This window comes from Mesorhizobium sp. M7A.F.Ca.CA.001.08.2.1 (genome assembly GCF_003998455.1).
GTDB classification, from domain to species: Bacteria; Pseudomonadota; Alphaproteobacteria; order Rhizobiales; family Rhizobiaceae; genus Mesorhizobium; species Mesorhizobium ciceri.
Genome location: NZ_RZPW01000817.1, coordinates 1 through 2644, shown reverse-complemented (window position 1 = coordinate 2644; position 2644 = coordinate 1). Strand labels below are relative to the sequence as shown.

Annotated in this window: 4 protein-coding genes; all 4 read left to right on the top strand. The window is 65.1% G+C overall.

Features of this window, described 5'->3' with window-relative positions:
* On the top strand, positions 1–851 hold an 851-nt coding region (locus EN914_RS31440), incomplete at its 5' end, for an ABC transporter permease subunit (protein WP_127389506.1).
* Between the two features lie 31 nt (positions 852–882).
* Entirely contained in the window at positions 883–1068 is a 186-nt protein-coding gene (locus EN914_RS31435) for a hypothetical protein (protein WP_013528709.1), read from the top strand.
* Between the two features lie 242 nt (positions 1069–1310).
* Entirely contained in the window at positions 1311–2264 is a 954-nt protein-coding gene (locus EN914_RS31430) for a sulfonate ABC transporter substrate-binding protein (protein WP_024502225.1), read from the top strand.
* Between the two features lie 91 nt (positions 2265–2355).
* On the top strand, positions 2356–2644 hold a 289-nt coding region (locus EN914_RS31425; RefSeq protein WP_164779048.1), incomplete at its 3' end, for an LLM class flavin-dependent oxidoreductase.

Here is a 2644-nt window from a genome sequence, read left to right as displayed (position 1 = left end):
CCTCCTACACCGAGCGGCCGGGACACAAGGTCGACGAGACCGACGGCCTGTCGGTGCCGTGGTCGCGGTCCAGCCCGAAACGCAAAGGCGTTTCCGCGCGCGCGGTCAGCGTGGTGACCATCCTGGTGGTGCTGGCGCTGTGGGCGCTGTCGGCCCGCCTGCAACTGGTGTCGCCAGTGTTCCTGCCCTCGCCGGTTGCGGTGTGGAACAAGTTCATCACCGTCGCCCGCGACGGCTTCGTCGATGCGACGCTGCTGCAGCATGCGATCGCCAGCCTGGGCCGGGTTTTCGCCGCGCTGGTCGCCGCCATCCTCGTCGGCGTGCCGGTTGGGCTCGCCATCGGCATCAGCACGATCGGGCGCGGCATCTTCGATCCGCTGCTTGAGTTCCTGCGGCCGATCCCGCCGCTCGCCTACCTGCCGCTGGTCGTCATCTGGTTCGGCATCGGCGAACCGTCGAAGATCCTGGTGATCACTATTTCCATGCTGGCGCCGGTGGCATTGTCGACCGCGTCCGGCGTTCGCGGCGTTTCGCAGGAACGCATCAATGCGGCGCGCTCACTGGGTGCTACTCAGCGCCAAGTGGTCCGCCATGTGATCCTGCCCAGCGCGCTGCCGGCGATCCTGACCGGCCTGCGCATCGCGCTCGGCGCCGGCTGGTCGACGCTGGTCGCCGCCGAACTGGTGGCGGCGACGCGCGGGCTTGGTTTCATGATCCAGTCGGCCGCCCAGTTCCTCGTCACCGACGTGGTGGTGATGGGCATATTGGTGATCGCGGCCATTGCCTTCGTGCTGGAATTCACCCTCCGCAGGATCGAGCGCGTGCTCGTCCCGTGGGCGGGACGCGAATGATTGGGAACCAGAAGAGCAGGAGAGAATGCCGATGACCCATTCCACCGCCGTGCTGTTCGCCCAAGCCGGCAATTGGCTTCTCGCCTGGACCAGGGAAAGCCAGCCGCTTGAACAGCAACCGAAATCGCCAACGCCGGTCCGCTGGGACGCCGAGCGCGACCGCCTGCCGCCACGCGACGAGAGTTTTTACTGGGCCTGGCAGTACTGGTCGCAGTGAGGGGATTGGCGATTGGCACTAGCCCCCGCGTCTTCGTCATCCTAGGGCGGGGCAAGGAGCGAAGCGACGCAGCGCAGACCCCAGGATGGCGAATTCCAGGTAGCCAAAGAAGATAATTCCCATTCTCCCCTCTAACTCGCAAAATCATTCCTCTACTAAATTTATAGAATTACCTAGCCTCATCCATCTTCCAACCGGCGAGGCCATTTCCGGCGCCGATCCGCAGCGAAGGAGAGGGATCAATGTTCAATCTAACGAGACGTGTTTTCGGCATCGGCCTGCTGGCGGCGACGGTTGCCGTGTCGTCCGGCGCCACGGCGCAGGAGCTGAAGCAGTTCAGCATCGGCTATCAGAAGACCGGCCTGCCGGTGATCGCCAGGCAGCAGCAGGTGATCGAGAAGGCACTTGAAGACAAGGGCGTGACGGTCAAATGGGTCGAGTTCACCGCCGGTCCGCCGCTGGTCGAGGCGCTCAATGTCGGCGCCATCGATGTCGGCTGGACCGGCGACGCGCCGCCGATCTTCGGCCAGTCGGCCGGTGCCAACATCGTCTATGCCGCAGCGCTGCCGTCGAATGGCGAGGGCGAGGCGATCTTCGTCAAGCCGGCGTCGCCGATCCAGTCGGTCGCCGATCTCAAGGGCAAGCGCGTCGGTGTCGGCAAGGGCACCAGCGCGCATAATCTGCTCGTCGCCGCGCTGGAGAAGGCCGGCATCCCGTTCGACCAGATCACGCCGGTCTATCTCAGCCCGGCGGATGCGGCCGCAGCCTTTGCCAGCGACCAGATCGATGCCTGGACCGTCTGGGATCCGTTCTTCGCCATCGCCGAAACCCGCTACCAGCCGCGTGTGCTGGCCCGCTCCAGCGAGGTGCTGAAGGTCAACACCTATTTCCTCGCCAACAAGGATTTCGCCAAGGCGCATCCCGAAACCGTCACCACGACGATATCAGCCTTGGGCGAGGCGGCGAAATGGGCCGACCAGAACCGCGACAAGGTGGCCGCGGCGCTGCATGAGGTGACCGGCGTGCCGCTCGACGCGCAGATCATCGCCGCCAACCGCACCAAATTCGGCATCTTCCCGATCACCGACGAGATCATCGCCGGCCAGCAGGCGACCGCAGACCGCTTCTTCAAGCTCGGGCTGATCCCGAACGCGGTCCGTATCTCCGACGCGGTGTGGACGGCACCCGGCAACTGACTTGTCCCCTGACGGCGCCGGGTGAGAACGCCCGGCGCCATTTGCGTTCGCACCCATATCTCCAGGAGATCCGCCCGTGACTGTGCCAGACATGACCGCGCCTGCCAGCACCGCACCGCTCGATTTCTTCTGGTTCATCCCGACGCATGGCGACGGCTCCTATCTCGGTTCCGAGGAGCAGCAGCGGCCGCCCGAATTCGGCTACTTCAAGGAGATCGCGCAGGCGGTCGACCGGCTCGGCTTTCCCGGCGTGCTGTTGCCGACCGGCCAGAATTGCGAGGATTCCTGGATCACCGCGACGGGCCTTGCGACACTCACCGAAAAACTGAAGTTCCTGGTCGCGCTGCGGCCGGGCGTGACGCTGCCGACTTTCGCCGCAC

Excerpts from the sequence above, each read along its gene's own strand:
- EN914_RS31430 (WP_024502225.1), top strand. The coding sequence starts at position 1,311 with ATGTTCAATCTAACGAGACGTGTTTTCGGCATCGGCCTGCTGGCGGCG.
- EN914_RS31435 (WP_013528709.1), top strand. The coding sequence starts at position 883 with ATGACCCATTCCACCGCCGTGCTGTTCGCCCAAGCCGGCAATTGGCTT.